This window comes from Aquisalimonas lutea (assembly GCF_030409225.1).
GTDB classification, from domain to species: domain Bacteria; phylum Pseudomonadota; class Gammaproteobacteria; order Nitrococcales; family Aquisalimonadaceae; genus Aquisalimonas; species Aquisalimonas lutea.
In genome coordinates this window covers 500,983-525,512 of record NZ_JAUFPK010000005.1, presented here as the reverse complement: position 1 = coordinate 525,512, position 24,530 = coordinate 500,983, and the positions used below count along the sequence as shown (strand labels likewise).

The 24,530-nt window shown below is 69.2% G+C and carries 26 protein-coding genes; 11 read left to right on the top strand and 15 right to left on the bottom strand.

Annotated elements, in window-relative coordinates; translation table 11 throughout:
* The 3 genes from QWY84_RS16745 to metE all read left to right on the top strand — a co-directional run.
* Positions 1–482, top strand: a 482-nt coding sequence (locus QWY84_RS16745) for an HAD-IC family P-type ATPase (RefSeq protein WP_290204044.1), incomplete at its 5' end; no start/stop codon positions are given.
* Positions 479–793 carry a hypothetical protein gene (locus QWY84_RS16740; protein WP_290204043.1) on the top strand — a complete coding sequence of 105 codons (315 nt, stop codon included), beginning with the start codon at positions 479–481 and terminating at the stop codon, positions 791–793. The genes QWY84_RS16745 and QWY84_RS16740, both read left to right, overlap by 4 nt.
* A 245-nt stretch (positions 794–1,038) precedes the next feature.
* A complete protein-coding gene (gene metE, locus QWY84_RS16735) occupies positions 1,039–3,342 on the top strand; it encodes a 5-methyltetrahydropteroyltriglutamate--homocysteine S-methyltransferase (protein ID WP_290204042.1) in 2,304 nt (767 codons plus the stop codon).
* Between the two features lie 16 nt (positions 3,343–3,358).
* Here the strand turns inward: metE and QWY84_RS16730 are convergent, their stop codons facing one another.
* A complete protein-coding gene (locus QWY84_RS16730) occupies positions 3,359–3,793 on the bottom strand; it encodes a MarR family winged helix-turn-helix transcriptional regulator (protein ID WP_290204041.1) in 435 nt (144 codons plus the stop codon).
* A 73-nt stretch (positions 3,794–3,866) separates the two neighbouring features.
* Here QWY84_RS16730 and QWY84_RS16725 point away from each other — a divergent pair, with 73 nt between their 5' ends.
* The 4 genes from QWY84_RS16725 to QWY84_RS16710 all read left to right on the top strand — a co-directional run bounded on the left by QWY84_RS16725 (position 3,867) and on the right by QWY84_RS16710 (position 7,437).
* A complete protein-coding gene (locus QWY84_RS16725) occupies positions 3,867–4,427 on the top strand; it encodes a Yip1 family protein (RefSeq protein ID WP_290204040.1) in 561 nt (186 codons plus the stop codon).
* 75 nt (positions 4,428–4,502) lie between these two features.
* Complete coding sequence (locus QWY84_RS16720) at positions 4,503–5,693, top strand: trans-sulfuration enzyme family protein (protein WP_290204039.1); 1,191 nt, start codon at positions 4,503–4,505, stop codon at positions 5,691–5,693.
* A 59-nt stretch (positions 5,694–5,752) separates the two neighbouring features.
* Positions 5,753–6,904 carry an SO_0444 family Cu/Zn efflux transporter gene (locus tag QWY84_RS16715; protein WP_290204038.1) on the top strand — a complete coding sequence of 384 codons (1,152 nt, stop codon included), beginning with the start codon at positions 5,753–5,755 and terminating at the stop codon, positions 6,902–6,904.
* Positions 6,905–7,017: 113 nt separating this feature from the next.
* On the top strand, positions 7,018–7,437 hold the full coding sequence (locus tag QWY84_RS16710) for a universal stress protein (RefSeq protein ID WP_290204037.1): 420 nt from the start codon (positions 7,018–7,020) through the stop codon (positions 7,435–7,437).
* 43 nt (positions 7,438–7,480) lie between these two features.
* On the opposite strand, the gene QWY84_RS16705 is transcribed toward QWY84_RS16710, so the two are convergent.
* The 11 genes from QWY84_RS16705 to QWY84_RS16655 all read right to left on the bottom strand — a co-directional run bounded on the left by QWY84_RS16705 (position 7,481) and on the right by QWY84_RS16655 (position 18,881).
* Complete coding sequence (locus QWY84_RS16705; protein ID WP_290204036.1) at positions 7,481–9,283, bottom strand: PHA/PHB synthase family protein; 1,803 nt, start codon at positions 9,281–9,283, stop codon at positions 7,481–7,483.
* A gap of 96 nt (positions 9,284–9,379) precedes the next feature.
* The gene (locus QWY84_RS16700; protein ID WP_290204035.1) at positions 9,380–9,877 is read right to left on the bottom strand and encodes a DUF6505 family protein; all 498 of its coding nucleotides are present in this window, start codon (positions 9,875–9,877) and stop codon (positions 9,380–9,382) included.
* A gap of 81 nt (positions 9,878–9,958) precedes the next feature.
* Positions 9,959–11,071: a formate dehydrogenase subunit gamma gene (locus QWY84_RS16695; protein WP_290204034.1), complete on the bottom strand. Its 1,113-nt coding sequence runs from the start codon at positions 11,069–11,071 to the stop codon at positions 9,959–9,961.
* A 17-nt stretch (positions 11,072–11,088) separates the two neighbouring features.
* Entirely contained in the window at positions 11,089–11,283 is a 195-nt protein-coding gene (locus QWY84_RS16690; RefSeq protein WP_290204033.1) for a hypothetical protein, read from the bottom strand.
* 85 nt (positions 11,284–11,368) lie between these two features.
* Positions 11,369–11,959, bottom strand: a complete 591-nt coding sequence (gene fdh3B, locus QWY84_RS16685) for a formate dehydrogenase FDH3 subunit beta (RefSeq protein WP_290204032.1) — start codon at positions 11,957–11,959, stop codon at positions 11,369–11,371.
* Positions 11,960–11,985: 26 nt separating this feature from the next.
* On the bottom strand, positions 11,986–14,868 hold the full coding sequence (locus QWY84_RS16680; protein WP_290204031.1) for a molybdopterin-dependent oxidoreductase: 2,883 nt from the start codon (positions 14,866–14,868) through the stop codon (positions 11,986–11,988).
* 48 nt (positions 14,869–14,916) lie between these two features.
* Complete coding sequence (locus QWY84_RS16675; RefSeq protein ID WP_290204030.1) at positions 14,917–15,135, bottom strand: twin-arginine translocation signal domain-containing protein; 219 nt, start codon at positions 15,133–15,135, stop codon at positions 14,917–14,919.
* 55 nt (positions 15,136–15,190) lie between these two features.
* Positions 15,191–15,793: a TorD/DmsD family molecular chaperone gene (locus tag QWY84_RS16670; protein WP_290204029.1), complete on the bottom strand. Its 603-nt coding sequence runs from the start codon at positions 15,791–15,793 to the stop codon at positions 15,191–15,193.
* A gap of 24 nt (positions 15,794–15,817) precedes the next feature.
* Positions 15,818–17,509 carry a 4Fe-4S binding protein gene (locus tag QWY84_RS16665; RefSeq protein WP_290204028.1) on the bottom strand — a complete coding sequence of 564 codons (1,692 nt, stop codon included), beginning with the start codon at positions 17,507–17,509 and terminating at the stop codon, positions 15,818–15,820.
* Between the two features lie 128 nt (positions 17,510–17,637).
* Positions 17,638–18,375, bottom strand: coding sequence for a DUF3306 domain-containing protein (locus tag QWY84_RS16660; protein ID WP_290204027.1), 738 nt, complete (start codon positions 18,373–18,375; stop codon positions 17,638–17,640).
* Between the two features lie 2 nt (positions 18,376–18,377).
* Positions 18,378–18,881 carry a DUF3305 domain-containing protein gene (locus QWY84_RS16655; protein WP_290204026.1) on the bottom strand — a complete coding sequence of 168 codons (504 nt, stop codon included), beginning with the start codon at positions 18,879–18,881 and terminating at the stop codon, positions 18,378–18,380.
* 539 nt (positions 18,882–19,420) lie between these two features.
* Between QWY84_RS16655 and QWY84_RS16650 the strand changes: the two genes are divergently transcribed.
* Complete coding sequence (locus QWY84_RS16650) at positions 19,421–20,293, top strand: substrate-binding domain-containing protein (protein ID WP_290204025.1); 873 nt, start codon at positions 19,421–19,423, stop codon at positions 20,291–20,293.
* Positions 20,294–20,305: 12 nt separating this feature from the next.
* Here QWY84_RS16650 and QWY84_RS16645 read toward each other — a convergent pair whose 3' ends face one another.
* Positions 20,306–20,521 carry a DUF6494 family protein gene (locus QWY84_RS16645; protein ID WP_290204024.1) on the bottom strand — a complete coding sequence of 72 codons (216 nt, stop codon included), beginning with the start codon at positions 20,519–20,521 and terminating at the stop codon, positions 20,306–20,308.
* A gap of 47 nt (positions 20,522–20,568) precedes the next feature.
* Between QWY84_RS16645 and moeA the strand changes: the two genes are divergently transcribed.
* A complete protein-coding gene (moeA, locus tag QWY84_RS16640) occupies positions 20,569–21,846 on the top strand; it encodes a molybdopterin molybdotransferase MoeA (RefSeq protein ID WP_290204023.1) in 1,278 nt (425 codons plus the stop codon).
* An 18-nt stretch (positions 21,847–21,864) separates the two neighbouring features.
* Here moeA and QWY84_RS16635 read toward each other — a convergent pair whose 3' ends face one another.
* Both QWY84_RS16635 and QWY84_RS16630 read right to left on the bottom strand, forming a co-directional pair.
* Positions 21,865–22,164 carry a MoaD/ThiS family protein gene (locus QWY84_RS16635; RefSeq protein ID WP_290204022.1) on the bottom strand — a complete coding sequence of 100 codons (300 nt, stop codon included), beginning with the start codon at positions 22,162–22,164 and terminating at the stop codon, positions 21,865–21,867.
* Positions 22,148–22,567 (bottom strand): M67 family metallopeptidase, encoded by a 420-nt coding sequence (locus QWY84_RS16630; RefSeq protein WP_290204021.1) that lies wholly within the window; start codon positions 22,565–22,567, stop codon positions 22,148–22,150. Before QWY84_RS16630 ends, QWY84_RS16635 begins: the two co-directional genes overlap by 17 nt.
* Before the next feature lie 69 nt (positions 22,568–22,636).
* Between QWY84_RS16630 and QWY84_RS16625 the strand changes: the two genes are divergently transcribed.
* Together QWY84_RS16625 and yqeC are read left to right on the top strand one after the other, a co-directional pair.
* Positions 22,637–23,770: a WD40/YVTN/BNR-like repeat-containing protein gene (locus tag QWY84_RS16625; protein ID WP_290204020.1), complete on the top strand. Its 1,134-nt coding sequence runs from the start codon at positions 22,637–22,639 to the stop codon at positions 23,768–23,770.
* Positions 23,767–24,522, top strand: a complete 756-nt coding sequence (gene yqeC, locus QWY84_RS16620) for a selenium cofactor biosynthesis protein YqeC (protein WP_290204019.1) — start codon at positions 23,767–23,769, stop codon at positions 24,520–24,522. Before QWY84_RS16625 ends, yqeC begins: the two co-directional genes overlap by 4 nt.
* Positions 24,523–24,530 lie beyond the last annotated feature (8 nt).

The following is a 24,530-nucleotide window of genomic DNA, read 5'->3' as shown; positions in this document are numbered from 1 at the left end:
ATGTGACCCACGGGCAAACGCCCGAGGACAAGCTCGCCATCATCCGCACCATGCAGGCGAGTCAGCGGACCGCATTCGTCGGCGACGGCCAGAACGACGGGCCGGCGCTGGCCGCCGCCGAGCTGGGGCTGGCCGTCGGCGACGCCGATGCCACCGCCCGGGCCGCGGCCGCGGCACTCCTGCCCGGCGGCGTCCACAAGGTTACCGAAGCCCTACGGCTGGCCCGGGTGGCGCGCCGGGGCATGATCCAGAACCTGGCCTGGGCGATGAGCTACAACCTCCTGGCGCTGCCGACGGCGGTGCTCGGCTTCGTTCACCCGGCGGTCGCGGCCGCCGCCATGGGCATCAGCACGCTGTGCGTGCTCGCCAACACGGCGCGGCTCGCGCTGGGGGATCGTCACCGCGCATCGGCGCGGGACGAGCACCGGCAGCACGTCTATCCTGACGCGGAGACCAGCGCGCGGCTGGGAGATCCGGCATGAGCCAATGGTACTGCGTGAACCTCGGCGACGCCCTTACCGCGGGGATCGAGCTGGACCGCATCGAGCGCGCCTTCGCCGCGGCGTTCGGCCGGCGCGGCGAGCCCGGGGACATGGGGCTGTTCGTGCGGCACGTCTCCGAGGGGCAGCTTCACTGCGACGTGGTGGTCTACTTCACGCCGGCATCCGCCGACGTTGCCGGCCGGGCACTGGCGGACCCGTGCCCGCCCCCGTCCCGCCACGGGCTGGGACTGCTCCAGGGGTCGGCCGAGGCCTGGCGTCTGCTTGCCGGGCGCGACGAGCCTCCGTGCTGACCGGCGCCCCTTCCCTTCCCCGCAGGCCGCCCGTCGCGGCGTCCCGCCGGCGGACGTGGAGCGCGGTTTTTGCCGCGTCCCCGTTCCCGGGAACGTGCAACACGATTCCTTCGCAACAGGGTTTGCAATCACCCGATTTACATTATTTTTTTTCATATATATTGGAAACAAGGCTATTTTTGTTCATGTAACGCCTCCGTTAAGGTGAAGCTGTTTCACGGACTACGGCAACGGGAGGATCCCTCATGGCCACGCTGCACAACCTCGGCTTCCCTCGCATCGGCCCCGGGCGCGAGCTCAAGTTCGCCCTGGAGGCGTACTGGCGCGGCGAGACCGACGCCGCATCCCTGGAAGGCACGGCCTCGGAGCTGCGCCGCCACAACCTCATGCTGCAGTACAACGCCGGGCTGGACTGGCTGCCCGTGGGGGAATTCTCGCTCTACGACCACGTGCTGGACACCAGCTTCCTGCTAGGCCACGTGCCGTCCCGGTTCCGCGACGGCTCCGGCCTGTCGGAGCGGGATCAGTACTTCCGCGTCGCCCGGGGCCGGGCACCGGAGGGCGCCCCGGCGACGGCCGCGGAGATGACCAAGTGGTTCGACACCAACTACCACTACATCGTCCCGGAGCTCGAGGATGCGACCCGGTTCAGCCTGAACGCGGAGAAGTGGCTTGCGGAGATCGACGAGGCCCGGGAGCTGGGCGTGCCGTACAAGCCCGTGGTGCTCGGGCCGGTGAGCTATCTCCACCTGAGCAAGTGCAAGGGCGCGTCGGCCGAGGCCCTGGATTCCCTGGAGGCGTTGATTCCGCTGTATCGCTCGTTCCTGGAGCAGATGCACCAGGCCGGCGCCCGGTGGATCCAGATGGATGAGCCCGCCCTGGCCCTGGATCTCGCGCAGGACTGGCGCGTGGCATTCGAGCGCGCCTACGGCGAGCTCGGGACCCGCACGGCACGGCCGCGCATCCTGCTGACATCCTATTTCGGGCCGCTGCGGGACAACCTGGAAACCGTCACCCGGCTGCCGGTGGACGGACTCCACCTGGACGCCGTGCGCGCCGCCGACGAGGTGGACCGGGTCGCCGCGCGCTGGCCCCGGGACCGCGTCCTGTCCCTCGGGGTGATCGACGGCCGCAATGTCTGGCGGGCGGATCTGCAGGCGCTCACGGACCGGCTGGCGCCGTTCCACGACGCCCGCGGCGACGGCCTGTGGCTGGCGCCCTCGTGCTCGCTCCTGCACGTGCCGGTCTCCCTGGCCCCCGAAGACACCATGGACGACGAGCTGCGCTCCTGGCTCGCGTTCGCTACCGAGAAGCTGGACGAGCTCGCCACCCTGGGACAGGCCCTGAACCAGGGTCCCGCCTCGGTCCGGGACGAGCTGGACGCGAGTGCCCGCGCCGTGCAGGCGCGCCGGCGCTCGGAGCAGGTGGTGCGCACCGAGGTCCGCGAGCGCATGCGGCAGCTGGGCGACGACATGTTCCGGCGGCGCTCGCCCTATCCGCGCCGGGCCGGGGCCCAGCAGCAGCGCTTCGCCCTGCCGCGGTACCCGACCACGACCATCGGCTCCTTCCCGCAGACCGCGGAGATCCGGCGCGTACGCAGCCGGTACCGCAACGGGCGCATCTCCGCCGACGAGTACCGCCGTTTCATGAAGGAGTGCATCGCCGAGGCCATCCGCGAGCAGGAGGCCGCCGGCCTGGACGTGCTCGTCCACGGCGAGGCGGAACGCAACGACATGGTGGAGTACTTCGGCGAGCAGCTCGACGGCTACGCCTTCACCCGCTTCGGCTGGGTGCAGTCCTTCGGCAGCCGCTGCGTGAAGCCCCCGGTGATCTACGGCGACGTGGCGCGCCCCGGCCCCATGACGGTGGACTGGGTCCGGTACGCCCAGTCCCTGACGGACCGTCCGGTCAAGGGCATGCTCACCGGGCCGGTGACCATGCTCCAGTGGGCGTTCGTGCGCGACGACCAGCCCCGCGGCGACACGGCGTTCCAGATCGCCCTGGCGCTGCGCGACGAGGTCGCCGACCTGGAGGCGGCGGGCATCGGCATGATCCAGGTGGACGAGCCGGCCCTGCGCGAGGGCCTGCCGCTGCGCCGGGCGGAATGGGACGCCTATCTCGACTGGGCGGTACGGGCCTTCCGGCTTGCTACGGCGGTGGTCCGGGACGACACCCAGATCCACACGCACATGTGCTACGCCGAGTTCAACGACATCATGGCCGCCATCGCCGACCTGGACGCCGACGTCATCACCATCGAGACGTCGCGCTCGGACATGGAGCTGCTGGACGCCTTCGAGGGCTTCGCCTATCCGAACGAGATCGGCCCCGGCGTCTACGACATCCACAGCCCCAACGTCCCGGAGCAGGAAGCCATGGAGCAGCTGCTCCGGGCGGCGGCCGGGCGCATCCCGCCGGAGCGCCTGTGGGTCAACCCCGACTGCGGGCTCAAGACCCGCCGGTGGGAGGACGTCCGTCCGGCGTTGCGGAACATGGTGGCCGCTGCTCGGACCCTGCGCCGGGAAAGCGGGCAGACTGCCACGGCCTGACAAGACTCCGGGACGGTCAGTAACCACCGCCGGGCAGGATGGGCACGGGAAGCTCGTCGCGCAGGTGCTGGAGCTCGGGCTGGTGGAGCTCGGCGATGCGCTCCACCAGGCGGGCGCCCTCGTCCAGCAGATGGACCTGGATGTAGCGCCGGTCGGCATCATTGGCCCGGCGCTCCACCAGGCCGGCCTCCGCGCAGCGGTCGATCAGCGCCACGGTGCCGTGGTGCTTGGCCTGCAGGCGTTCCGCGAGCTCCCCGACGGTCGCCCAGTCGCGGTCGGGCATGCCCTTGATGTGCAGCAGCAGCTGGTACTGCAGCGAGGTCAGGCCGTGCGCCCGGCACAGATCGGTGCTGTGACGGAGAAAGCACCGCAACTGGTAGCGGAAGGCGGAAAGACGCCGGAAATCCTCGGCTGTCAGCGTGCCCTCGGCGCGGGAGGCATCAGTTGCCACGGCAACCTCCTTGACAGGCATGGTTTTATCGACTAATTATATCATTAGATGATATAAAGCAAAGGAGATCGCCATGTCCCCCGCGAGCATCCTGCGCCTGCCCTTCTCGTCCGCGAGCGGCTGGGACGAGCTGCGGCGGCGGCAGCCTTCGCTGATCGCGCTGGTGAGCTTCATCGTCCTGCCGCTGTCCCTGGTGCCGCCGGTAATGCTCTACTACGCGGGCACCCAGTACGGCGAGGCATTCGGGGCCGGCTTCGCCGACAAGCAATGGCAGTTCATCACCACCATCTTCTTCCTGGCGGAGCTGCTCACGTTCGCGGTGATGGGATGGCTGATCTACGAGGTGGGCAACACCCGCGAGGCACGGATCAGTGTCCACGATGCCTACCTGCTGGCCGCCATCGCCCCGATTCCCCTGTGGCTGTCCGCCCTGGCGCTGCTCATTCCCAGCCTGCCGGTGGTGGCCGTCATCGCCCTGGCCACCCTGGGTCTGTCGTGCAGCATCGTCTACCAGGGCATCCGCGGGCTGTGCCACGTCAAGGAGGACGTGGTCGCCATGTCCATCACGTACACGGTCATGGCCGCCAGCGTCATCGCCTGGGGCCTGCTGCTTGCCATCGTCTGGGCCTTCTGACATCGTTCGGTTCCCGGGCCGGCCTTCCCGCAGGGCCGGCTCTTCTTGCCCATGAACCGCTCACGGAGACAGCCCATGGCCGAGGGACACCGGTTCGCGACCCACTGCGTCCATGCCGGCGCACTCCGGGACTCGCACGGCGCCGCCCGCCCCCCGATATACAACACCACGACCTTCGCGTTCCCCACCACGAGCGACCTGCGCTCCGCGGAGAGCAACCCCCACGACACCGCCCTGTACACCCGCTACGGCAGCAATCCCACGCTGTTCGCGGTGGAAAAGCAGCTCGCCGCCCTCGAGGGCGCGCAAGCCGCCCTGGTGTTCGGCGCCGGCATGGCCGCCATCTCCGCCGCCTGCCTGGCCCTGGGCCGCGGCGGCATCGTCTGCCTCGGCAACGCCTACGGCGGCACGCTGGGCCTGCTGAGCGATCAGCTGCCGCAGCTCGGCATCGCCACGCGGCTCCTCCGGCCCGACCAGGGCGATCAGCTGGATGCGTTGCTGGCCGACGGCTACGGGCTGGTCATCGCCGAATCCCCCACCAACCCGGAGCTCAGCATCCAGGACCTGCATGCCCTCACCGCGCAGGCGCACCGCCACGGGGCGCGGCTGATGGTGGACAACACCTTCGCGACCCCCGTGAACCAGCGGCCCCTGGATCTCGGCGCGGACCTGGTGGTGCACAGTGCCACCAAGTACCTGGGCGGCCACAGCGACCTCACGGCCGGGGCGGCGATGGGGTCCAGCGCGGTCATCGACGAGGTCGACGTCTGGCGCCGGCAGCTGGGGCAGACGCCGGCGCCGGAGACCGCCGCCCTGCTCGGGCGCAGCCTGGCCACCCTGCATGTCCGCGTCCGCGAGCAGAACGCCACGGCGCTGCGCATCGCGGAGGCCATGGCGGACCACCCCGCCGTCGAGCGGGTCCACTACCCCGGTCTGCCGTCGTCACCGGATCACGCCGTGGCAGCGCGGCAAATGACCGGCTTCGGCGGCATGCTCACGCTGGACGTGCACGGCAGCCTGGAGACGGCGACCCGCGTGGTGGACGGCCTGGGCCTGTTTCTCAACGCACCCAGCCTCGGCGGCGTGGAGAGCCTGGCGACGCAGCCGGCGCTCACCAGCCATGCCGGCCTGGATCGCGGCGAACGGCACCGCCGGGGCATTCCGGACACGCAGATCCGGCTGTCCATCGGCCTGGAAGACGCCGAGGACCTGATCGACGATCTCGTCCAGGCACTCGAAGGGCGCGCGGCCGATCGCCGCGTGTAATAGTGTTCCGTCCGGCCTGTCCCCTAGACTGACTGGTACACGGGATCGAAGAGGGCGGCATGACGTTCAACCTGCTGGAGATTGCCTCGGTGGCGCTGTCGGCGGCACCCTGGCTGCTGCTCGGGCTCCTGGCCGCCGGACTGGTGCGCGCCCTGATACCGCAGGAACGCCTCGGCGGCTGGCTGGGCGGCGCCGGCCCTGCTGCGGTCCTGCGCGGCGCCGTGGCCGGCACGCCCCTGCCCCTTTGCTCCTGCGGCGCCATCCCCACGGCGCTGTCGCTTCACCGCAGCGGCGCCGGCCGCGGCCCCACCACGGCCTTCCTGGTGAGCACGCCCGGGGTGGGGGTGGACTCCATGGCCATCACCTACGCCCTGCTGGGGCCGGTCATGCTGGCGGGACGCGTCCTGGGCGCGTTCGCCACCGCCGTGGCCGCCGGTCTCCTGGTGGCCCGCTTCGGCACCACCGCCGCGGCGCCGGCCCCCGGCAAGACCGCACCGGCCGACGACTGCTGCGGCACCGGGGCCGGCGATGACGACTGCTGCGGCACCGGGGCCGGCGATGACGACTGCTGCAGCGCCGGGGCCGGCGACGATGACTGCTGCAGCCGGGGCGAAACGGCGGCGTCCCCGCTTGGCCGGCGGCTGCAGGACGGCGTGCGCTATGCGTTCACCACGCTCCTCGACGACATCAGCGGCTGGCTGTTCGCCGGGCTGCTGGTCGCCGGCATCCTCATGACCTTCTTCCCGCCGCAGACGCTGGCCTCCGTGGGCAGCGGCCTGCTGCCCATGCTGCTCATGGCGGTCATCGGCGTGCCCATGTACATCTGCGCCACCGCCGCGACCCCGGTGGCAGCGGCCATGCTCTTTGCCGGCATCTCGCCGGGCACGGTGCTGGTCTTCCTCCTGGCCGGCCCGGTGACCAGCCTGGCCACCCTCGGCGCCTACCGCAAGGAGCTCGGTACCGCGACGCTGCTCGTCTATCTCGCGGCCATCGTCGCCAGCACGGTGGCGCTCGGCGTCGCGCTGGACGCCGCCATTGCCGGCACCGGCCTCGCCGTGGCGCCGCATGCCGGCGCCGCCGGGGAATGGCTGCCGCAATGGCTGCGCTGGGCTGCCCTCGCCCTGCTGGTCGGGCTGTCCATCCGCCCCGTGCGCCGCCTCGGCGCCCGGACCCTGCGGCGCAGGCCCGGATCCACGCGCAGCGCGTACTAGTGTCCCAAGGAGAATCTCCTTTACTTGTGCCAGATCAAGACGATCGGCGGCAGGAACGGGCAGGGTGCGTCAATACCACCTTCGGCCCAACAAGCAAGCAAAGGAGAACCCGCATGTACCACGCAATCATGGTTCCGGTGGACCTGGAACACGTCGAAAAGCTGGGGAAATCACTCAACACCGCCATCGATCTGGCGCGCCATTACAACGCCATCGTGCACTATGTCGCCGTCACGCCCAGCGCTCCGACGGAGGCCGCACACACCCGCGAGGAGTTCACGCGGAGACTCGCGCAATTCGCTTCCGAGCAGGGCGAGCAGCACGGCATTCAGACGTCGTCGAAGGTCATCGTCTCGGCCGATCCGGCTGTCGAGCTGGATGACAAGCTTCTTGCCACGTACCGGGAGATCGGCGCCGACCTGATCATCATGGCGTCCCACGTACCCGGCGTGGCGGACAAGCTCCATCTCATGAGCTCCAACGCCGGCTACGTGGCCAGGCATGCCGACATCTCGGTGTTCGTCGTCCGTTGACGACCTGCGGGCGGCGGCGCCCGGGAAGCGGCCGAGCGCGGGCTCAGTCGTGCCGCTCCCGGACGTAGCTGCCGGGCGCCGGCTCGATGGGCGGGTGCTTGCTGCTGCCCACCTCGCGGGCGGCGACCTTTGCGCCCCCCTTCTGGCCGAGCCAGCGATGCCAGTCCGGCCACCAGGACCCCTCGTGGAATTCCGCCTTCTCCAGCCAGTCGTCGGGCGACTCGGGCAGCTTTCCGGCACGGGGGCTGGTCCAGTAGCCGTACTTGTTCTTGGCCGGCGGATTGACGATGCCGGCGATGTGGCCCGACATGCCCAGGGTGAAACGGACGTTGCTGGACAGCAGCCTGGCCCCGGCGTAGGTGGCCCGCCACGGGGCGATGTGGTCCTCCTTGGCGGAGATGTAGTAGGCCGGCACCTCGACCTTCGACAGGTCGATGGGCACCCCGTTGAGGGTAATGCCCCCGGGCTCGCGAAGCAGGTTGCGCAGGTACATGTTGCGCAGGTAGAAGGAATGCATCCGCGCCGGCATGTTGGTGGAGTCCTGGTTCCAGTACAGCAGGTCGAACGGGAACGGGTCCTCGCCGTGGAGGTAGTTGTTCACGAAGAATGACCAGATCAGGTCGTTGTCGCGCAGCATGTTCATGGCCGTGGCCATCTGGCTGCCCTTGAGCACGCCGCGCTCGTTCATCTGCTTCTCCAGCGACTCCAGCTGCTCCTCGTCGATGAACAGCTCCAGGTCCCCGGGGCTCTCGAAATCCAGCAGGGTCACGAAGAAGGTAGCGCTGTGCGGCCGGGTATCACCGCGGTCGGCGCAGTAGGCCAGGGTGCACCCGGTCAGCGTGCCGCCGAGGCAATAGCCCACCAGGTTGAGCTCCGACTCCCCGGTAATCTCCTCGACCACGTCCATTGCCGACAGCGGCCCCTCGAGCATGTAGTCGTCGAAGGTCTTGTCCGCCAGCTCCGCTGTCGGGTTGCGCCAGGAGATCATGAACACCGTGTGCCCCTGGTCCACCAGGTGGCGAACCACCGAATTCTGCTGCCGGAGGTCGAGGATGTAGAACTTGTTGATCCACGGCGGCGTGATGATCACCGGGCGCTTGTGCACCTTCTCGGTGGTGGGCGTGTACTGGATGAGCTGCATGAGATCGTTCTGGTAGACCACGTACCCGGGGGTGATCGCCACGTCGCGCCCCACCTCGAAGGCATCGGGGTTGGTCATGCGGATCTTGAGCTCGCCGTTGCCCCGCTCCAGGTCCTCCAGCAGATTGTTCAGCCCGTCGAGGAGGTTCTGGCCGCCGGTGTCGATGGTCTTCTGCAGCACCTCGGGATTGGTCGCCACGAAGTTCGTCGGCGACATGGCGTTGACGAACTGCCGGGTATAGAAATCCACCTTGCGCCGCGTCTTGTCGTCGACGCCCTCGACGCTGCCCACCGTGTGGTGGATATGGTCCGCCGTCAGCAGGTACGACTGCTTGATGAAGTCGAACAGCGGATTCTCCTCCCACTGCGCGTCCTTGAAGCGCTTGTCCCCCGGGGCCGGCGTGATGGTGGGCTCGGCGTCCAGACCGAGCATGCGCAAGCCAGTGTTCTGCATCAGGGACATGTAGTCCTGCCAGAACTGCATCTGCGCCTGGGTCAGCGACACCGGATCCGCCATGAGGCGGGCATAGAAATCCTGGAACAGATTCATGAGGTGGCGGGTGTCATCCGGGCTCACGAGCTCCGCGGACTCCTGGCGGGAGAGGAAGTCCTGGACCAGCTTCTGGCTCTTCCCGGCCACCTCGAGCATGGACCGGGACAGCGCCTCGGGATCCACCTTCACCGCGTCGTCTTGCTTGTCGCTCATGGGCTTCTCCTGGTTACCTCGCCTGCATCGTCGGACGCCGGGCGCCAAAACGCAACAACCACCCCAGGGTCCAGCAACCCGGGCACGCGAGCTGGGCTACTCCTCCTCGCGGAAGAAATCCCACACCCGCACGGGCTTGCCTTCGCCTTCCCAGTTGGCCCGTGGCTGGACGGTCTTGAACGCCTCGTGGATGCCCTGCTCGTCCACCGCGCGCTCCACCGCCAGCAGCGTATTGATCTCATGCTCGCACAGGCTGGCCGCGTATTCCGCCTCTTCCCGCGCCACCGGCAGTGCTTCCTCAAGGCCGGGAGCGCCGTACTCGCTGACGAAATGCCGCGCCAGGCTCTCGATTACGCTCTTGAACTCGCCTTCGTCGATATCAGCCACGGCCACGACCGTGGCACGCCCGAACGACCGCGTTCCCAGGAAACCGTGGCGAAACGCCTGCTTCTCCTTGCCCTCGAAGGTGGCCGGATCCCGGTCCGAGAAGGTGAAGGCGAAACTGCCCGGCACGGCGGGCTCGCCGACCTGGGCGGCGGTCTCGTAGACGTGCTCGTCGGTATCATCCAGCCGCGCGACGCACATGAACTTCATCCCTACCTCCCCGAACGACAAACGGCAGCCGCCCCCCACCGGGGACGGCTGCCGCTATCCGTCCGACAGCAGACCAGCGTCTCAGGAGCCCTGCTGACCGGCAGCACTCCCCGATGGACCCGTCTGGTGCTTGCGCGCCTTGAGCTCCTCCTCGGAGACCGGCTTTTCGCCGGAAGCCAGGACGTCCTGATACCACAGGTCATGATGCTGCTTGGCCCAGGCCACGTCCACACGGCCGCGGGTCATACCCTCCAGGGCCCCTTCGGTTCCCAGGGTACCGATATAGGCGTGCCCCAGGAAAAGGCCGATCCACAGGATCCCCGCGGTGGCATGAAGGATCAGGACCAGGGACATGATCTCCCGGGTCTGGAAGCCCCAGTTCGGGAACAGCGCGATAAAGCCGGTGACCGCCGCTGTCAGGCCCAGGGCGAACACGCCGACCCAGAACCAGACCTTCTCGCCGCCGTTCATCTTGCCGGCGGACGGGTGCTTGTTGCCGATGATCCCGCCCCCCTGCTTGAACCATTGCAGGTCGGTCTTGTTGGGGACGTTATGGCGAATGAACAGCAGGATCATCACCACCAGGGCGACAGCGAACACCGGCCCCACGAGGTTGTGCGTACTGTAGGCCACCTCCGCCCAGGCCGAGAAGCCGACATGGCCGAACACCGGAATCAGCACGGTGCGCCCGAACAGCAGGCTCAGCCCCGTGACGGCGAGAATGACGAAGCCCAGGGCCACGAGCCAGTGGAGAAAACGCTCGTACGTCTGCCAGCGCACCACCGTCTGCCCGCTGCGGCCGCCGTCGATCTTCTTCTGGCCCATCAGCAGGTAGAACGCCGTAATGGCCAGGAACACCACCACCAGGAACCAGCCCCCCACCGTCGTCAGGGGGCCCATGCGGATCTGGCGATAGTTCTCCCCGGAGTTGTTGATCAGCTCGTTGGTGACATACGGCCCCGACTGGTTGGTAAAGCCGCCCTCGCCGCGACGCGCCGATCGCCACATGTCGGAGCGCGGGTTGGTCTCACTCTCCTCCGAGAACTGCCGCTGGGGCAGCTCACCGGAGGATGTCTGCGCAAACAGGTAGCTTGCGGAAGGCAGGGCCGCGGCCAGGAAGAAAACGGCCAGAACGGTCCACAGCATGGAACGCCACCGGCGTTTCGCCGTTGTCGCCTCTTGGTGCTTGCTCATAGCGTTCTCCTCCGCACCTAGCGGTCGGTATGGGCCGTCCGCGCCCGTTCTCTGAGATCATCCGCGCGCGCCTCGGCCGCCTCCTCCGACGCGGTGTCGTCGCCGGAGCCCTTGTAGACCCCGGGCTCGTACATGGTGACGTCGGAGCAACCGGCCAACAGCATCAGGGTCACGACGGCAACGGCGCACAGGGTCGTTCTTTTCGGCATCATGGAATGCTCCTCTTCAGCCTTCCTGTTGTTGTTCTCCAGAGAGCCGAGCAGCCGGAGCCCCGCGTGAGGCCCCGGCCGAACCCCGTCACACGCCCTCGCCGTAGGCGGACTGCCAGCCCCAGGTCTGCGGCCGGCCGCCCCGCTGCATGACCCGCTTGCGGTAGATATCGGAGATGACATCTCCGTCGCCCGCAATCAGGGCCTTGGTGGCGCACATCTCCGCGCACAGGGGCAGCTTGCCTTCCTCCACGCGGTTGGTGCCGTACTTGGTGAGCTCCTCCTGGGAATGGGCCGGCTCCGGGCCGCCCGCGCAGAAGGTGCACTTGTCCATCTTGCCGCGCACCCCGAAGGCGGTCTGCTCCGGATACTGCGGTGCCCCGAAGGGACAGGCATAGAAGCAGTACCCGCAGCCGATGCACAGGTCCTTGTCGTGCAGCACGATGCCGTCGGCGGTGGTGTAGAAGCAGTCCACCGGACAGACCGCGGCACAGGGTGCATCCGTGCAGTGCATGCAGGCCACGGAAACGGCCCTCTCGCCGGGCTGGCCGTCGTTCATGACGATGACCCGGCGGCGGTTCACGCCCCACGGCACCTCGTGCTCGTTCTTGCAGGCCGTGACACAGGCCTGGCACTCGATGCAGCGTTCGGCGTCACAGAGAAATTTCATTCGTGCCATGACGGCATTCTCCTCTCGATTCGGTCTCAGGCCGGCGTCACGCGGCAAAGCGTGGTCTTGGTCTCCTGCATCTGGGTCACCGAGTCGTACCCGTACGTCGTCGCGGTATTGGTGGAATCACCGCGGATGTAGGGTGCCGAGCCCTCGGGATACCGGTCGATGAGGTCCTGCCCCTGGAAGTGGCCGCCGAAGTGGAACGGCGTGAACACCGTGCCGCGGCCGACACGCTCGGTGACCAGGACCTTGACCCGGATGCGCCCGCCTTCCGGCCCTTCCAGCCAGGCCATCTGGCCGTCCTGGACGCCGGCGTTGTTGGCATCCGCCGGGTTGATCTCGACGAACATGTCCTGCTGGAGCTCGGCCAACCACGGGTTGGAGCGGGTCTCCTCGCCGCCGCCTTCGTACTCCACCAGGCGTCCGCTGGTATGGATCAGCGGGAAGTCGCCGGAGTAATCCTGGGCCTGGATGGACTGGTACCGCGTGGGCAGCCGGTAGAACGCCCGCCGGTCCTCGTAGGTCGGGTAGTCGCTGACCAGGTCGTAGCGCGGCGTGTACAGCGGCTCCCGGTGCACGGGGACGCCATCCGGGAAGTTCCAGACCATGCAGCGCGCCTTGGCATTGCCGAACGGCGCCAGGCCGTGCTTGATCGCCACCCGCTGCAGGCCGCCGGAGAGGTCCGTCTTCCAGTTGCGGCCCTCGGCCTCGGCCTTTTCCTCCTCGGTGAGATCGTCCCACCAGCCGAGCTGGCGGATCATGTCGGCCGTGATCTCGGGATAGCCGTCCTCGATCTCCGAACCCTTGGAGTAGGAGCCCTCGGCCAGCAGGTTCTCGCCCTCGTACTCGGTGCCGAACCGGGCGCGGAAGGTCAGCCCGCCCTCGGCGACGTGCTTGCTGGTGTCGTAGAGGTTGGGGGTGCCCACGTGCTTCATCTCGGGGGTGCCCCAGCACGGCCACGGCAGGCCGTAGTACTCGCCGTCCACCTCGCCGCCCCGGGCCTGGAGCGTCTCCACGTCGAAGGTGTGCTGGTTGCGCATGTGCGTCTTGAGCCGCTCCGGGCTCTGGCCGGTATAGCCGATGGTCCAGGTACCGCGGTTGATCTCCCGCAGGACGTCCTCGACGTTGGGCTCCTCGCCGTAGTCGATGGCGATGTTCTTGAACATCTCGTCGGCGAAACCGAGCTTGCGGGCCAGCAGGTAGGCGATGGTGTGGTCGGGCTTGCCCTCGAACAGCGGCTCGATCACCTGGTCACGCCACTGGATGGCCCGGTTCGACGCCGTCACCGATCCGCGCGTCTCGAACTGCGTGCACGCCGGCAGCAGGTAGGTGTTGTCCTGCCGCTCGCCGAGCACCGCCGTCACCGTCGGATACGGGTCGGCGACCACCAGGAGCTCCACCTTCTCCATGGCCTCCTTCATCTCGGGGCCGCGGGTCTGGGAGTTGGGCGCGTGGCCCCACATCATGACGGCGCGGATGTTGTCCTTCTGGGAGATGTTCTCCGGATCCTCCAGGACACCGTCGATCCAGCGGGACACCGGGATGCCCACGTTGTTCATGGGCTTGACGGTGCCGCCCTGGCCGTCGTCGTACTCGCCGTCGTCGAAGCGGCCGACCAGGTACTCGTAGTCCACGTCCCAGACACGGGCCCAGTGCCGCCAGCCGCCCTCGCTGAGCGGGAAGTAGCCCGGCAGGATGTGCGCGTTGGGGCCGACATCCGTAGCGCCCTGGACGTTGTCGTGGCCGCGATAGATGTTGGCCCCGCCGCCCGAGACGCCGATGTTGCCCAGCGCCAGCTGCAGGCAGTTGTAGGCACGGGTGAAGTTGTTGCCGATGGTGTGCTGGGTTCCGCCCATGCACCACACGAAGGTCCCGGGCCGGTTCTCGGCCATGGTCTGGGCGACCTCGCGGACGGCCTCCTCGGAGACGCCGGTCACCCGCTCCACCTCGTCCGGGGTCCACCTGGCCACTTCCTCGCGGACGCGGTCCATGCCCCAGACGCGCTGGCGGATGTACTCCCTGTCCTCCCACTCGTTCTCGAAGACGTGCCAGAGAATGCCCCAGATCAACGCCACGTCGGTACCGGAACGGTGACGGACGTAGATGTCCGCGTGTGCCGCCGTACGCGTGTAGCGCGGATCCATGACGATGACCTTGGCGCCCTTCTCCTTCGCCCGCAGCGTCTGCTGCATGGACACCGGGTGGGCCTCGGCGGCATTGGAGCCGCAGAAGGTGATGCACTTGGAGAAGTTCTCGTCGTTGTACGAGTTCGTCATGGCGCCGTAGCCCCAGGTGTTCGCAACGCCCGCCACCGTGGTGGAGTGGCAGATGCGGGCCTGGTGGTCGGTGTTGTTGGACCCCCAGAAGGCGGCGAACTTGCGCTGGAGATAGGACCCCTCGTTGCTGGCCTTGGACGAGCCCGCGAACCAGAACGCGTCCGGCCCGGACTCCTCGCGGATCTGCAGCAGCTTGTCACCGATCTCGTCGATGGCCTGCTCCCAGGAGATCCGCTCCCAGCGGCCGCCGCGCAGGCGCATGGGGTACTTGGTCCGGCGCGTGCTGTGCCCGTGGTTGCGCAACGATGCGCCCTTGGCGCAATGCGCACCCAGGTTCAGCGGGCTGTCGAAGTTGGGCTCCTGCCCCACCCAGACGCCGTCCTGTACCTCGGCGATGACGCCGCAGCCCACCGAGCAGTGGGAGCACACGGTCTTGACCTCGGTGACCTCGGCCTGCGGGTTATAGGACCGCGCCGCGTGGGCCTTCTTGACCATGGACGTGGGCAGCATGCCGGAGACCGCCACGCCGCCGGCCGCCAGCCCGGTTCCCTTGAGGAAGGTACGCCGGTTGATGGCCTTGCCGAGCAGCCCGCCTGCGGGCGCCGCGCCGCCGGTGCCGTGCTTCTTAACCAGTTTCATGGTGATTTCTCCTCACTCCAGATCCTGTTGCATCCGTCGCGGCGCCGCTCAGAGATCCGCGCGCCTGTAATAGGCCCGGATGTGGTCGGTCTCGCGGTAGCCCTTCTTGTCCTCCAGGTCCTGCGGCGTATCGGCCGCCACCTCCTGCGCGGCCCAGGATCCGCCTGCGCCGGCTGCGAACACCGCAGCGCCACCCGTCATCGCCACGCCCCGCAGGAAACGCCGCCGCGAGGCATCGGCCCGGAATTCGCCGTTGTCGTCACTCATGGTCTGCTCCTCATCTCACGCTGCCCTGGCACGCAGTGCCTGGTACGGATACGGTTCATACCGGCATCCGGTAGTATTTTGATTCCAGGTCCATGAACTCGGCTCCCAGCCGCCCCACGGGCCTGTAGAGCACAGCGGACCTGGCCTCCTGCAGGTCCGTGAAACAGTTCTTCAGCCATGGCTCCAGGTGCGCCTGGTAGAACGCCTTCTCGCGCTCGAACGACACGTCGCCGGCGTTGATCAGCAGCGCCATGGTCTCCAGCAGCGCACCGGCGTGGTCCTCGGGCTCCTTGACGCCGCTGTGGCGCTCCACGCCCAGCTCCTTGAGAGAGCGGCGCAGCTCGATCAGCGGCCGCTCCATCAGCGAGCCGGTGAGATACCACGATGCGTAGGGCGTGATCTCGCCCTGGGCGACGCCGATGAACAGGTCGTTGTGCTCCTGGCGGACGTCCTCGGGCCGGGCGCGCTGCGCCGCCAGCGCCAGTTCCGACCAGGCGCGCCCGATGCCGTCGCTGCTGTCGTCGCCCCCGGCGGCGGCTAGACGCTCCAGGAGCTCGCGCCCGGGCGGCTGGGCCATCAACGAGCCGAGCACGCTGTAGGTGCCCACCCGCAGCGCGTCCTCGTGGCTGAGATCAGCGTTGTTGGACGAATCGGCCATGCCTTCCCCTATCCGTTGCCCCGATCAGGCATCGTTCATTTCCTTCTCGAACATGTCCTTCACGCGGCAGTCGCCGCACATCTTCAGGCGGCGCCGCTGCTCCTCGGTCTCGAACATGTGGTGTCCTTCCAGCCGGCTGAGCATGCGCTCGATGGTGCTCGGCGTGCCGAAGGGCTTGCCGCAGCTCACGCAGCAGAACGGCTCCTCCTCGTTGAGCACGCGCGTCTGCCGGCGTGTCTCCCAGTCCGCCACGAAACGCGGCTGCAGCGTGATGGCATCCTCCGGGCAGGCCGTCTGGCACAGCCCGCACTGCACGCACAGCTCCTCGGTGAAATTCAGCTGCGGCTTGTCGCCGGCGTCGGTGAGCGCCCGGGTCGGGCAAACCTGCGGGCACGCCATGCACAGGGTGCAGGCGTCGCTGTCCACGACCACGTCGCCGAACGGCGCGCCCCGGGGCAGATCGAACACCGCCTGCGCGCCGCCGCTGACCGTCCACAGGTGGTCCAGGGCCAGGCGCAGCGTGCCGCGCTTCTCGTTGAACGTCTCGAAGCTCGCCGCGGGCAGCGCGTCCGGCACGTCGCCCACGGCATCGTCGGGCAGCGTCTCGTAGCGCATCTGCAGCCGGCCGGTATCGTGGCCGAGCCCTTCGAGAAGCGACCGGGCGAAGGTCAGCTGGGCCTCCATCTCGCCGCGCACCGTGGGCGGCACCTGCTGGTGATCCAGAAGCTCCACCCGGCTGGCCCCGTAGGCCAGGGTCGCCAGCCAGGTATCCATGCCCACGGAGCCGATCTCCTCGACGGCGAACGGCAGCACGTTCTCCGGCAGCTCCGCCGCGCCGGCGCGGAGCTGATCCAGGCCGTGACTGCTGTCGTGGAACAGCACCACGGGGCGCTCGCCGCCGGCGTCGCGATAGCGGCCGAGCATCAGGCGAACGGCCGCGAGAGTGTCCTTCGGCCCGGGGTAGGCATAGATGATGGCGCCGGTGGGACAGGCTGTCGCACAGGTGCCTCCGCCCTGGCAGAGATAGGGATCGACTTCCACCAGGTCGCCGATGGAGCGGATGGCATCCGTGGGACAGGCATCGATGCAGCGGGTACACCCCTTCAGCCCGCTGTCACCGTGGGCGCAGATGTCCGGGCTGTAGTTGAAGAACCGCGGCTTCTCGAACTCGCCGGTCATCTCCGGCAGCTCCACCAGGGCGCGCTCCAGCGCGTCCGGGTCGCCCCGGGGCGCGTAGTAGCCGAACGGCGGCAGGTCCATGTTGAGCCCCGGCTCGCGACGCAGATCCAGGACCAGGTCGAAGTAGGGATGATCGCTGGTGGTCAGCGCGGCGAGCTCCAGGTCCTCGCCGTTGGGCGTGTGCAGCCGCGCGCTGAAGCGCCCGAGGTGGCCGCGCAGCTCGCCGGGCTCGCCGTGGACCAGGGTCACGTGGGCCTCATCCCGCTCGGCCGCGCGCGCCTCGTCCGATAGCGCGCCGGGCGCCGGCGCATCGGCGAGCACGGTGCAATGGAGCTGGCCGCGCAGGCGGTCGGCACACTCCAGTCCGTCCACCGCCGAGCCGATGATGAGCACGTACCCCGCCGAGCGATAGCCGACCAGCGACGTCGCTTCCGCCTCGTGGTTGCTCACCGCCTCCAGGGCCACGCGCCGGGCGGCGCCGCTGGCGCCGCCGTCACGCAAGGGCAGCGTATGCACTGTTGATAACCCGGTCGTCATCTTCCTCCAGGCGCTTCAGTCATCGTTGTGCAGAATTTCCGAGCATGCTTTGTGCCAGCTCGGCACATCGGTTGATCCCGGTCGTTGCTGCAGGCGGTGAACCGGCTCCATCCGCCCGGGGAACACCGTTACGCGCCTCTTGTCGGGCGCCCCTTCCCCGGATCCGACGAGGCGGCATCACCGCCGCCCTCGCCCGAATCCACGCCTGCCGATTCGCGCTCCCCGGCGGCACCGGGACCATATGATCCAGAATGTTGCACTGCAGGTGAGTCATTCTGCACCACCTGCGTCGTGTCGCCCGGGTCGTCCGCCGCCGCCCGATCCGCCCCGTCGCGCTCGACACCGGCCTCCCGGGCCTCGGCATCCTCGCGCGCGCTGGCCTGCAGCTCCTCCTGGCGCTGCCGGGCGCGATCCATTTCCCGCTTCACCGCCCGGTGCATGTCGTGGGGGACAATGTTGCCGAGCTTCTGATAGCCGGTGAAATTTCCCGAGTACTCGGCCATGAGGTCGACCTGGTTGAACTTCGACGAGTGCCACAGCGTGCGCAGTGCCGCCAGCCGCAGGGACTGGCTCACGCCCCGCGCGAAGAACGCGCTGACATCGGCGTTCTCGTCCAGGGCCTCGACCGGAGGCATGTCCGCGTCGGTGAGCTCGTCGAAGCGCTTGCCGGTGCGCGGGTCGATGCGGCTGTCGCCGTCATCATCGGACTCCTGCGTCCCCGCGCCGGACGCCGCGGCGTCCGCATCCGCGGCCGGCTCGCCCTCCGGCTCCTCGGGCAACTCACCGCGCTTGCGCCGGGACCAGCGGTGCAGGAAGCCCACCGCGCCGTCGTCGTACTCGCCGTCGCCGGTGTTGTACTCCGCCACCCTCAACTCTCCTGCCGGCGCTTGCCCTTGGGCTTGCGCGGCTCGTAATGATCCAGGACGAACTCCTCGACCCAGCGGTAGACCTCCGGCGGCATGGGCACGCCGGTGACATGCTCTTCCGGGTCCCGCAGCTCCGGGGCATCCAGCTTCTGCGCCTCATCCATGCTCACGGTCACCAGGAACGGCTCCAGCTCGCCCGGCGCCGGAACCCGGTGGACCACGTACACCGACGGCGGGTCGTTGCGCACGTTCAGCGCGTAGTCGTCGACGTAGCGCTTGCGCAGGTGCAGCTTGAAGCCCGTCCACAGATAGAGCTTGAGGGTGTCGCCGTCGCGCATGAGCTGCCGCTCACGCTGCTCGCCGGCGAACCGGGCCCCGGACAGGACACCGTCCACCCGGGAATGCCACTGGCCGCCCCGCCACTCGGACGCCACCATCACGCCGGCGGGCACCGTCCGCGCGCCCTGGTAGCTGGGTGTACGCGGTTGCTCCGGGGTATCCGTCATTTCGTGCGGGTCTCCTCGCTGTATCAATGGAAGAATGCAAACCGGGTGCCACATTGACGTTCGCGTCAAGGAAACGCTGAACATTGGTCCAGGGCCCGGCCCCGCGGGGCGCGCGAGCTGTTCAACGCTTCCTTGTCGAGCCCCCGGGGCGGCTGATCCTGACGGACAAGGCCGGGGTAAAGCAGACTGACAAGGCACCGGAGACGCTGATATGCGACAGAATGCACCAATAAGGGGTCCGCTTATGGGTCATTATTACGTATATGCAGGAACACTGCCCGGCCCGCGTGGGTGAGCACCGGGATACAGGGCGAAGCGAGCCCAGCGACGTGCGGTCCGGGGCTGTGAGGCACGCTTCTTGAATTCCATCAGCCAGGGAGCCCGTGCCATCGCCCGACGGCGGCAGCACGGTGCGAATCAATCGCGCCCGGCAGGCGTCGGGCGCAATCCCATGGAGCGGCCCAATGCACCCGAGCCCGCAAGGCCATGCCCGCAGCTCCGCGGCACAGCGCGCCGACTCCCCGGATGTCCCCCGTTTCATGAATGTCCGTGAAACCGCGCGTTACCTGCGCCTCAACGAGAAGAAGGTCTATACCCTGGCCAGCGAAGGCCGCCTGCCGGCCACCAAGGCGACGGGGAAATGGCTCTTCCCCCGGGAGCTCATCGATCAGTGGCTGATCGAGTCCAGCCACGGCGGTGTCTTCACCGACCGCATCGCCGTGGTGGGCAGCAGCGACCCGCTGATGCGGCTGGCCGCCGAGCAGGTCACCGCGGCCTCCGGGGATCGGGCGCTGGTGTGCTATACCGGCACCGGCACGCGTCCGGGCCTGTGGCAGCTGGCCCGCAGGCGGGCCGACGTGTGCGGCATTCACTGGGGCCCGCTGGACGAGAGCCACCACCGCCATGCGGCGCTGCTCCGCCATCACCCGCAGCACCGGGAATGGGTCCTGGTGCGGGCGTTCGCCCGCGAACAAGGGGTGCTGGTACAGGCCGGCAAGGAGCGCGACGCCGCCGCTGCCCTGCGAACGCCCTGGCGCTGGGTGATGCGCCAGGACGGCTCCGGGAGTGATCGTTTCCTCCGCGACGCCATTGCCGACGAGGGTATCGAGGTAGCGGAGCTGCGCAGCCGCAGCGTCTATATCGCGCTCTCGGAGGCGGAAGCCGCCGAGCGGGTCGCCACCGGCGACGCCGACGCGGCGCCCGGCAGCCGCGCGGCCGCCGCGACCCACGGCCTGGGTTTCATCCCCCTGGGCTGGGAGGCCGTGGACCTGGTGCTCAGCCGCGGCGTGTACTTCCGGGTGCTGTTCCGGCACCTGCTGGATGCGCTGCTGGGCCCGGCCTGCCAGGACCGGGCGGCGCACCTGGGCGGCTACGACTTCCGCGACTGCGGGAAGCTGATCTGGGCCGCCTAGTGTCCTGTAACCCTAGTCCTCGCCGTCCAGGCGGAGCTCACCGGTGATCGTATGCTGCAGCTCCAGTCCGTCGACCTCCAGCGTCATGCGCACGCCCAGGGTCTCGTCGCCCTGGAGGCTCCCCTTCGCCAGCGCCGCCTCCAGCGCCCGCTCGATCTCCTGCTGGGAGGTCACGCCGAACTGCTTCAGGCATTTGCGAATCTGGGTGTTCAGGGCATCATGATCCATCGTCTGTCTTCCTCGTTGCAGTCACGTCCGCGGTAAGCCGAGCCATCATGACCGAAAGCGACAACGCAGTTCAAAACGATCCGTCCTGCCGGGACGACCACGACCCGCAGTCCCTGCCGGTGGCAGCGGCCTGGGAACGCATCCGCACCGAGCTGCAGCCGGTCCGGGGCGTCGAGCAGGTCGCGGTGCGCCAGGCCCTGGGCCGGATCCTGGCCGGCGCCGTGCACTCGACGGTGGACGTGCCCGGCCACGACAACGCGGCCATGGACGGCTATGCCCTCCGCGGCCAGGATCTGCCCGCGGAGGATGCGAGGGATTTCCGCTGCGTGCGCACGGTCCTGGCCGGCGCCCCGCCCGGGGCGGAGCTCGGCCCCGGCGAGTGCGTGCGCATCATGACGGGAGCGCCCATCCCGCCGGGCGCCGACACCGTGGTCATGCAGGAGAACGTCCGCGCCGACGGTGATCGCGTGGAGGTCCGCGCCGGCGAGGCACCCGGCCAGCACGTGCGGGCGGCCGGCGAGGACCTTGCGCGCGGCTCCCGGGTCTTTGCCCCCGGGACCCGTGTCGGGCCGGCGGAGCTGGGCATGCTCGGCAGTCTCGGCCTGGTGGAGGTCCCCGTGTACCGCCGGCTGCGGGTGGCCTTCTTCTCCACCGGCGACGAGCTGCGCACGGCGGGCTCCTCCCTGGAACCCGGCCAGATCTACGACAGCAACCGCTACACGCTGTTCGCCATGCTGCAGCGCCTCGGCGTCGAGGCGACGGACATGGGCGTCGTCGGCGACGACCCGGCCGCCCTGGAGACGGCGTTCACCGATGCCGCTTCCTTCGCCGATGCCATCATCACCTCCGGCGGGGTGTCGGTGGGCGAGGCGGATTTCGTCAAGGAGCAGCTGGCGCGGCTCGGCCAGGTCGGTTTCTGGAAGCTCGCCATGCGCCCGGGACGTCCCCTGGCCTTCGGCACCATCGGCCAGGCACGTTTCTTCGGCCTGCCGGGCAACCCGGTGTCGGTGGTCGCTACCTGGTACCAGTTCGTGCAGCCCGCCCTGCGGCGGCTCATGGGCGAGAACCCGCAGCCCCCGACCACGTTCCGCGTGCGCGCCGCCGCGGACCTGCGCAAGCGGCCGGGGCGCACCGAGTTCCAGCGGGGCATCCTGCGGCGGGACGAGCACGGGGAGCTGGCGGTGACCACCACCGGCGGCCAGGGCTCCGGCATGCTCCACTCCGTGAGCCTGGCCAACTGCTTCATCGTGCTGCCCCACGACGCCGGCAACGTTACCGCCGGCGACTACGTCGAGGTGCAACCGTTCGAGGGCGTATGCCCCTGAGCCGCCCCCCGGCGCGGCTCAGCCGCCGGCCACGGCGGGGATGATCGCGATGACGTCGCCGTCCGCCACGGCGCTCTCCGGGCCTCCCCGCGCCGTCATGGACTGCTCGCCCACAAAGACGTTCACGTAGGGGCGGACCCGGCCTTCGGGGGTGAGCAGGCGCTGCCCCAGGTCCGGGTAGTCACGGGCGAGGCAGGCGAGCACCTCGCCCACGGTCGCCCCCGTTACCGACAGCGACGGCTGATCGCCGGCATGCGGGCGCAGCGGCGGCGGAATGCGGACCGTGACCCGGGGCGCGCGCTCACGATTGCTCTGCATGCAGCTCCTCTTCCACGAATTCGTTCGCCACCAGGCGCCAGCCGCGAATGCAGTGCTGGCCCTCGCCCTGCAGGCCGACAATGACATACAGCCAGCCCGGCCAGGCGGCCCGGCGGTCGGTCTCCGAGGGCTCGGCGCCGCCGTCCGGATGGCTGTGCCACACGCCCGCGACGCCGAGGCCGCGGCGCTCGGCGGCATGCTCGACGCGCATGTACTCCAGCGGATCCAGAGCGTAGCGGCGCAACGGGTCGCCGGCAACATTGGCCAGCCGCACGACCTCCCGGGGCGCGCCGCCGACACCGACAAGCAGGCCGCACGCCTCCTCGGGCCAGGCATCGCGCGCATGCTGCGCCAGGGCCCGGCGGAGCGGCGATGGAAGCCGCATCTCAGCCATGCGACCCATGGTAGCATCAGCCGCCGTCGCCGCCGCCCGCATTTTCTGGTGCAATACCTGCAGCGATCGAGGAGCCCGATGCAACAGCCCGTGACAGTCGATGACGCCGAAACCGCCGTGGTCCTCCTCGTGGGCACCCAGAAGGGTCTGTTCCGCCTGGTGAGCGACCCCGCCCGCGAGCACTGGCGCATGGACGGGCCGTTGATCGCCGGCTACGAGATCACCCACGCCTGGCTGGACCCGCGACGGCCGGCCACCGGCTTCGCCGCCGCCAATCACGTGGTCTGGGGCGCGCACGTCTACCGCAGCACCGATTCCGGCAGCACCTGGCAGTCGCTGCCGAACCCGCCGCAGCACCCGGTGGGCGAGCACGACACGGCCCTGCGGGGCATCTGGCACCTCGCCCCGGGGGCAGCGTCCCAGCCCGACACGCTGTTCGCCGGCATCGACCCGGCCGGGCTGTTCGTCAGCACCGACGCGGGTGCGAGCTGGACCGGCGTGGACGGGCTCAACCACCACGCCACCCGCTCCCTGTGGGAGCCGGCCAAGGGCGGATTCTTCGTCCATTCCACCCAGGTGGCCGGCGACCGGCCGCAGCGCCTGTTCACGGCCGTCTCCGCCGGCGGCGCCTACCGCAGCGACGACGCCGGCGCCAACTGGGAGCCCATCAATGCCGGCGTGCGCGCGGAGCACCTGCCCCAGGCCGCCCCCCGCGCGGGTCACAATATCCACCGGCTGGTCGCTCACCCCCGCGACTCGCGCCGCCTGTACCGCCAGTGCTACAACGGCGTCTACCGCAGCGACGACGCCGGCGAGTCGTGGGTGGAGATCAGCCGCGGGCTGCCCAGCGACTTCGGCTACGTGGCGGTCACCGAGGCCGGGGACCCGGACGTGCTCTACGTCATCCCCATCGACAGCAGCCACCTGCGCACCGCCGTGGACGGGCGCCTGCGGGTCTACCGCACCGCGGATGCGGGTGCGACCTGGCAGCCGCTGACCCAGGGCCTGCCCCAGGAGCATGCCTACGTGTCGGTACTGCGGGAGGCGATGGCCGTGGACGATCTGCCCGCGTGCGGAGCGTACTTCGGGACCTCCGGCGGCCACCTGTTCGCCAGCCGCGACCGGGGGGCGAGCTGGCGGCTGCTGGCCGGTTTCCTGCCGCGCATCCTCTCCGTCACCGCCGCGGTGGTCCCCGCGGGGGAGGCCCCATGACCGGGCCGGGGCTGGCCGAGGCCGTCGGCGCCGGGCACGGCGTCATCTGCGCCGTGGGCGCCGGCGGCAAGAAGACGCTGCTGTATCACCTGCTGGAGAACCATCCGGGCCGGGCGGCCATGACCACCACCGTGTTCACGTACCAGCCGCCCCGCCGCCTCAAGGCCACCCTGATCGTCGACGACGAGGCCGGCCTGCGCCGGCGTGTTCCGGACACGGAGCGCACGCCCGTGCTGTACGCCCGGCCGTCGGACAAGGCCGGGCGCCTGGCCGGCGTGTCCGCGGACACCCTGGCCGACATCCATCGGCGCGGCGGCTTCGGCATCACCGTGGTCAAGGCCGACGGCGCCCGCATGCGGCTGATCAAGGCGCCCCGGGAGGACGAGCCGGTGGTCCCGGCCTGCGCCGACGTGGTGCTGCTGGTCAGCTCGGTCCATGCGCTGGCCCGCCCGCTGGACGAGCGCATTGCGCACCGGCTCGACCGGGTGCTGGCGCTCACCGGGATGGATGAGGGGCAGCTGCTGACCCCGGCCACCCTGGCGCGGCTGTACACACACCCCGAAGGCCTCGCCCGCGGCTGCGGTACGGCGACCGCCGTCCCGGTGCTCAACATGGTGGACGGTCCCACGGCCCGGGAGGCCGCGGAGGAGACCGCACGGCACATCCTCGCCGACGGCGAGCGCTACGACCGGGTAGTGCTCACCAGCAACCGGGCGCCGGGGCTGGTCGTCGGCGTCATCCACCGTTCGTAACGCCCTGC